This is a genomic window from Pseudomonas sp. CFBP 5748, from assembly GCF_053850495.1.
In genome coordinates, this window is record NZ_JBSPTN010000003.1 from 549,665 (window position 1) to 556,018 (window position 6,354).

3 protein-coding genes and 2 pseudogenes are annotated in these 6,354 nt (G+C 61.5%); 1 reads left to right on the plus strand and 4 read right to left on the minus strand.

Going from position 1 to position 6,354, the window contains the following annotated elements; translation table 11 throughout:
* Window positions 1-8 precede the first annotated feature (8 nt).
* Entirely contained in the window at window positions 9-1,439 is a 1,431-nt protein-coding gene (locus ACWNZ1_RS09910) for an efflux transporter outer membrane subunit (RefSeq protein ID WP_456027610.1), read from the minus strand.
* A gap of 297 nt (window positions 1,440-1,736) precedes the next feature.
* On the opposite strand from ACWNZ1_RS09910, the gene ACWNZ1_RS09915 reads away from it, so the two are divergent.
* A complete protein-coding gene (locus ACWNZ1_RS09915) occupies window positions 1,737-3,077 on the plus strand; it encodes a diaminobutyrate--2-oxoglutarate transaminase family protein (protein WP_135845722.1) in 1,341 nt (446 codons plus the stop codon).
* Window positions 3,078-3,160: 83 nt separating this feature from the next.
* Here the strand turns inward: ACWNZ1_RS09915 and ACWNZ1_RS09920 are convergent.
* From ACWNZ1_RS09920 to macA, 3 genes and pseudogenes are all read right to left on the minus strand, one after another.
* Window positions 3,161-4,363, minus strand: a pseudogene (locus tag ACWNZ1_RS09920) (ABC transporter permease); the annotation flags it as partial.
* 62 nt (window positions 4,364-4,425) lie between these two features.
* Window positions 4,426-5,122: pseudogene (locus tag ACWNZ1_RS09925) on the minus strand (ATP-binding cassette domain-containing protein); the annotation flags it as partial.
* Between the two features lie 2 nt (window positions 5,123-5,124).
* Entirely contained in the window at window positions 5,125-6,276 is a 1,152-nt protein-coding gene (gene macA, locus ACWNZ1_RS09930) for a macrolide transporter subunit MacA (RefSeq protein ID WP_135845724.1), read from the minus strand.
* Between the last annotated feature and the right edge of the window lie 78 nt (window positions 6,277-6,354).

A 6,354-nucleotide genomic window follows, 5' to 3' on the forward strand; every position in this document is an offset into this window, starting at 1 on the left:
CCTCGACCTCACGCGCCCTCTCCACTCAATGCCCGGCTCCGCGCCAATGGTTGACTGGCTTGCCAGCCGCCCCCCAGCGCCTTGTACAGGGCGATCCAGTAGCGCACTTGATTCTGCTGCAGGGTGATCAATTCAATCTCGGCGGTCAGCGCCTGGCGGCGTGCGGTTTCCCGGTCCAGCAAGCTGACATTGCCGGCTTGCCAATTGCGGTCGATGGCCTCGAAAGACTCACGAAACCCGGCCGTGGAGCGTTCCACATCCAACTCCCGGCGACGTGCCGAATCGAGGCGTACCAGCGCCTGCTCCACTTCCATCACGCTGGTGCGCAGCGTCTGGCGATAGACCGCGAGTGCCGCGTCATAAGAAGCCTTGGCACCGTCGACCGCCGCGCGGCGCTTGCCACCATCGAACAGCGGAATCGACAACACCGGGCCCAGCGACCAGGAACGGTTGCGCTGACCGACCATGGTGCCCACGGAAAATGTCCCGGAAAGACTCAGGCTCGGCAATCGATCCGCCTGGGCCACGCCGATCTCGGCGCTGGCCGCAGCCAACTCGCGCTCACTGGAGCCGAGGTCCGGGCGCTGACGCACGAGATCGGCGGGTATCTGCTGCACATCAAGCTCAGCCGGTTGAGGCAACTGCGCCGGGGTGTGGCCGAGCACCTCCAGCAGTCGTCCTTCATCACTGCCGGTCAGCGCCACCAGGCTTTTGAGCAGCACCTGGCATTCACTCTGTTGCTGGACCAGGGTCGCGACGCTGCTGGCAGCGCTGGCATCGGCCAGGGCCGCGTCAGCGGAGGACGTGAAGCCCGCCCCGAACGACTGGCGAGTGATACGCGCGGTGTCCTGTTGTGACTGGGCCTGGTCCCCATAAGCCAGCACCAGCTTCTGGCAACCACGGTATTGCACGTAGTAGTCGCCGACCTGGGCCGCCAGCGAAACCCGCGCGTCATGCCAATCATCCACCCGCGCCTGGACACGGGACTTTGCCGCTTCATTGTTGCGGCGCAACTTGCCGAACAGATCGAGTTCCCAGGCCGCATCCATTGTCGCCGAAGAGCCCGACCCACCCAGGCGTTCAGAACCGGTCTGTTGCCCGCCACGGCCACCGGACAATCTGCCGTCGATTTTCGGCAAGGCGTCCGCAGCGTCACTGGCAGCGGTAGCCCGGGCCAACGAGATATTGGCCCAGGCCTGGTCCATGGACGGGCTATCGGCTTCGGCCAGGCGCAACAGTTCGGCCAACGCCGGGTCGTCGAACTGCTGCCACCAGTCGGCCAACGCTACCACCGACGCACCATGGGGCAGCGGCGCTTGCCATTTGGCCGCCACCGGGACGTCCGGCAGTCGATAGTCAGGGCCCAACATGCAGCCACTCAAGGCCACCGCACACAGTGTCACCAGCAATACGTTTTCTGCAGGCTTGAGGACATGCATAGGGTTCTCTATGAGGTGACAAGGTGAAGAAAAGCGAGGCACCCGGCACCGGCATAGCTCTGGAAGTGGGCAGATTATTGACGATGGCTTGATGAGGCTCGTGTGGCAGTCATTTAACCCTGTGCCGGATTGGGTGTCTGGCGTGGAAAACGGGGACAGGTGCCGGCAAGAAAACTCGCGGTAAAGACGGGGGCCTGTTGAAATGACCCGGACCTGCCAAGTACAGACCGCCCCCGCTGTCGAGCACGAATGACAGCCTCGCTCGGTTCACTTTCCATAGCCAATGGATGATCGAATATGGAAGCACTCAATTACCTCGAAAACGTCGAGTCAAACGCACGCACCTATGCGCAGACTTTCCAGCGAATGTTCGTCAGCGGCAAAGGCATGCGCATCAAGGACGCCAGCGGCCAGGAGTTCCTCGATTGCCTGTCGAACGCCGGGACCCTGGCCCTCGGTCACAATCCGCCCGAAGTCCGGGATGCGGTGATGCGTTTCCTCGACAGCGACCACCTGCAGCAGGCACTGGACCTGGCCACGCCAGCCAAACACGCGTTTGTGCAGGAGCTGTTCTCGATGCTCCCGGCGCAAATGCGCGACACCAGCAAGATTCTCTTCTGTGGCCCCAGTGGCTCGGATGCGGTCGAGGCAGCCATCAAGTTGGCGCGCCACTACACCAAGCGCTCGCCATTGATGGCCTTCCACGGTGGTTACCACGGGATGACGGCCGGTGCACTGTCGGCGATGGGCAAGCTGTCTCCCAAGAGCGGTGATGGCCTGATTGCCCAAGGCACGCACTTTCTGCCATTCCCCTACCGGTTTCGCTGCCCGTTCGGCACCGATGGCGAGCACACCGACCAACTGTCCATCGACTACATCCGCACCGTCCTGTCGGACCCCGAAGGCGGCGTTGCCAAGCCGGCGGCGGTTATCGTCGAGGTGGTACAAGGCGAAGGCGGTTGCATCCCGGCCTCGGCCAACTGGCTGCGCGCCCTGCGGGAAATCACCCTGGAACAGGACATCTTGCTGATCGTCGATGAGGTCCAGACCGGCCTCGGCCGCACCGGCAGCACGTTCGCCATTGAACACGCAGGCATCGTCCCCGACATCCTGGTGCTGTCAAAAGCCATTGGCGGTGGCTATCCGCTGGCGGTGATCGTGTATGCCGATTACCTGGACACCTGGGGCCCCGGCATGCACGCGGGGACTTTCCGTGGCAATCAAGTGGCGATGGTCGCCGGTGCTGCAACCATGCAGCAAATCCGCAAAGACAATCTCGTCGCCCATGCCGCCCGGATGGGCCAGAAATTGGAGAGCGGCCTGGAGCAAATCGCCCAACGCTTTCCATGTATCGGCGATATCCGCGGTCGCGGCTTGATGATCGGCGTGGAAATCACCCAGCCAGGCAGCAACCAGCGCGCCGGCCAGGCTGACGGTGTCCGTGCCCACGCCATCAAGCTCAACTGCTTCGACAACGGGTTGATGATGGAGACCGGTGGACGCCATGGCGCGGTGCTCAGGTTCCTGCCGCCCCTGACCATCACCGAGGCCGAGGTCGGCATGGTATTGGAGCGTTTCGAACACGCGGTGAGGAAAGTCGGCGAGCCGCGCTCCCATGCGGCCCGAATAGCGGTATAAGAGGCCTGGCACAGGCCTTTGTGGCGAGGGCGCCATGCTCTCGCCACAGGGGCATGCTCCTGGTTCAAGCCATGCAGGTCAGCTCAATCACGCGCTAACGCGTTGATCGGATCGAGCCGCGCGGCATTGCGCGCGGGCACGAAACCAAACACGATCCCGATGAGAGTCGAACAGACGACCGCGGTGACAATCGACCCCACCGAGAACACCATTTGCCATTCCTTGACGAAGATCGAAAAGACGTAACCGATCCCGAACGACAAGGCGATGCCAATCGTGCCCCCCATCAGGCACACCATCACCGCCTCCACCAGGAACTGCTGGCGTATGTCGGACTGGCGTGCGCCGACGGCCATGCGGATACCGATCTCACGGGTACGTTCGGTCACCGAGACGAGCATGATGTTCATCACCCCGATGCCCCCCACCACCAGCGAAATGATCGCAATCAACGAGAGCAGCAGCGCCAACGACTGGCTGGTCTTCTGCACCGTTTGCATCACGCTGTCGAGGTTGTAGGTGAAAAAGTCCTTGGTCCCATGGCGCTGCTCCAGGAGCTTGACCACGCTGTCTTCCACTAACTTGCTTGGTTGCCCGTCCTTGATCCGCACCGTGACGCTGTCCAGGAAACGCTGGCCCAGTAACCGACCGGCTGCGGTTTCATAGGGCATCCAGATATTCAGGTTCTTGCTGGTGTTGAACACACTTTTGCGGTCTTCGGTCACGCCGATGACCGTGCAAGGCAAGTTGTCGACCAGAATCACCTTGCCCAGTGGGTCTGTGTGTAAGCCAAACAGTCGTTTGCTCGTGTTGTGGTCGATCACCACCACTTGCGACTGCCGGCGGCCATCGTCCTTGCCGAACGCCACACCCGAGCCGATCTTGATCCCGCGAACCTGGAAATAGCTGGCGCTCACACCGTTGACGGTCGCATTGACGTCGATGTTTTCATAACGCAACAACAGGTTGCGCCCCAGGTTGGGGGTGGCGCTGTCGATGTAATATTGGTCGCTCAGGGCGGTCACGTCGGACAACACCAGCGTCTCGATGGCGGTCGAACGACTGTCCCCCCAATCGGCCCCAGGCATGATCTCGATCGTATTGCTGCCGATCGCCTCGATGTCTTTCAGGACATATTGCTTGACCCCCTCACCGATGGCCACGATCGACACCACGGAGGTGATGCCAATAATGATGCCCAACATGGTCAGCAGGGTTCGCATCCGGTGCGAGATCAACGCCACCCAGGCCATGTTGAACGCTTCGCTGAACAGTCCGAAACGGGCAAGCAGACCGTTGGTGGGCTTGACCTTGGCCGGACGCACGTTTTGTTCCGGCAGATCTTGCAGCGGCCCCTGCGGATTGGGACGATCACTGACGATCTCGCCGTCGCGGATCTCGATGATGCGCTGGGCGTGGGCCGCCACTTTCTCATCATGGGTCACGATGATGACCGTATGCCCCGCCGCGTTGAGCTCCAGCAGGATCTTCATCACCTCCTTGCCGCTGGTGGTATCCAGTGCACCGGTGGGTTCGTCCGCCAGAATGATCTCGCCGCCATTCATCAGGGCCCGGGCGATACTCACCCGCTGCTGCTGGCCACCGGAGAGTTGGCTGGGCCGATTGCTCAAGTGCCCTACCAGTCCCAGCCGTCCCAACAACTCTCCGGCGCGCGTGTGCCGTTGTTTCTCTGCCGCGCCAGCGTAAATGGCCGGCATCTCGACGTTGTGCAAGGCACTGAGGTGCGGCAGCAAATGGTAACGCTGGAAAATGAAACCGAAGTGGTCACGCCGCAGCACCGCCAGCTCGTGATCGTCCATCGAGCCGGTTTCGCGTCCGTCCACTTTGTAACTGCCGGAATTCGGATGGTCGAGGCAGCCGAGCACGTTCATCAGCGTGGATTTGCCGGAGCCGGAAGCGCCGGTGATCGCCACGACCTCTCCGGCGTTGATCGTCAGGTTGATGTTCTTGAGCGCGATGAACTCCTTTTCACCCGCGAGGAAACTGCGGGTAATCCCCTCGAGTTCCAACAGTGGTCGCGTCATGGTCAGGCTCCCGCCACGGCTGGGGTCGGCTCGCCGATGACGACCTTGTCACCTTCCGCCAGGCCATCCTTGATCTCGGCCCGGACGTTGTTGTTGATGCCCATCTGTACATTGCGCGGCTGGGCCTTGCCTTCGGCATCGAGGACACGGACCACATAGCTGCCATCCTGGTTTTTTGCACCCAGGGCGGCGACGGGGACCGTCAATACATCCTTGGCCTTGTCCAACACGATACGGACCTGGGCCGTCATGGAAATACGCAGGCGATGATCAGGGTTCGGCACGTCGAAGAGGCTGTTGTAGAACACTGCCGTATTTTGCTTCGGCGCCCCGGCGGTCTGGGTTTCGAGGAAGTTCTGTGGCGCCGGCTCGGTGCCCCGCAGCTTGGCGTAATAGCGCTTTTCCGATTCCCCTAGGATAGTGAAATACACCTCCTGGCCGGGAACGATGTGAATCACATCGGCTTCCGAGACCTGGGCCTTGACCGTCATGGTGTCCAGGTCGGCAAGCTTGAGCAGCACCGGCGCCAGTTGCTCGGCGATCACGGTCTGGCCTTCCTGCGTCACGATCCCCACGACATAGCCATCGATCGGCGCGACGATGTGGGTGTAGGCCAGGTTGACCCGCGCGGTTTCCACCTGGATACGGGCGTCCTTTATCTGCGCATCGAGAGAGAGCAGGTTCGCCGCTTCCACCTTGTAGTTCGACTCAGCGGTCTCGTACTCCTGCTTGGAGATCGCGTCGTCCGGTTGCAGTTTTTTGTAACGATCATAGGTGGCCTTGGCGTCCTTGAGTTGCGCCGCCGTGGCCTGCCGCTTAGCCATCAGGTTCTCTTCATTGACCTGGGCCTGGCGCAATGAATTCTGCGCCAGCATAGGGTCGATTTCCGCCAGCCACTGGCCCTTCTTGACCTTGTCGCCCAGTTTGACCTTGAGCGATTTCAGTTGGCCCGACACTTGTGCACCGACATCGACCTGCTTGACGCCCTGCAGCGTCCCGGACGCCAGTACCGCGTTCTCGATGTCAGTACGTTGGACCTCGGCAGTCAGGTACTCCGGCGGTTTGCCCGGCGACTGCGCACTGTAGAAAATCAGCGCGGCCACCACGACCAGTACAAGCACGATAGCGATTTTGCGAAACTTCGACTTTTCCATAAATAACCATGAGTGCGTTGATTTCAGGCCCGGCCAGTGAGGCGCCGGGTTCCATGGATGCGCGCGAAGGAAGGACGG

What these genes read in the sequence shown, in the direction of transcription:
- ACWNZ1_RS09910 (WP_456027610.1), bottom strand. Translation starts at nt 1,439, where the DNA reads ATGCATGTCCTCAAGCCTGCAGAAAACGTATTGCTGGTGACACTGTGT.
- ACWNZ1_RS09915 (WP_135845722.1), top strand. Translation starts at nt 1,737, where the DNA reads ATGGAAGCACTCAATTACCTCGAAAACGTCGAGTCAAACGCACGCACC.
- macA (WP_135845724.1), bottom strand. Translation starts at nt 6,276, where the DNA reads ATGGAAAAGTCGAAGTTTCGCAAAATCGCTATCGTGCTTGTACTGGTC.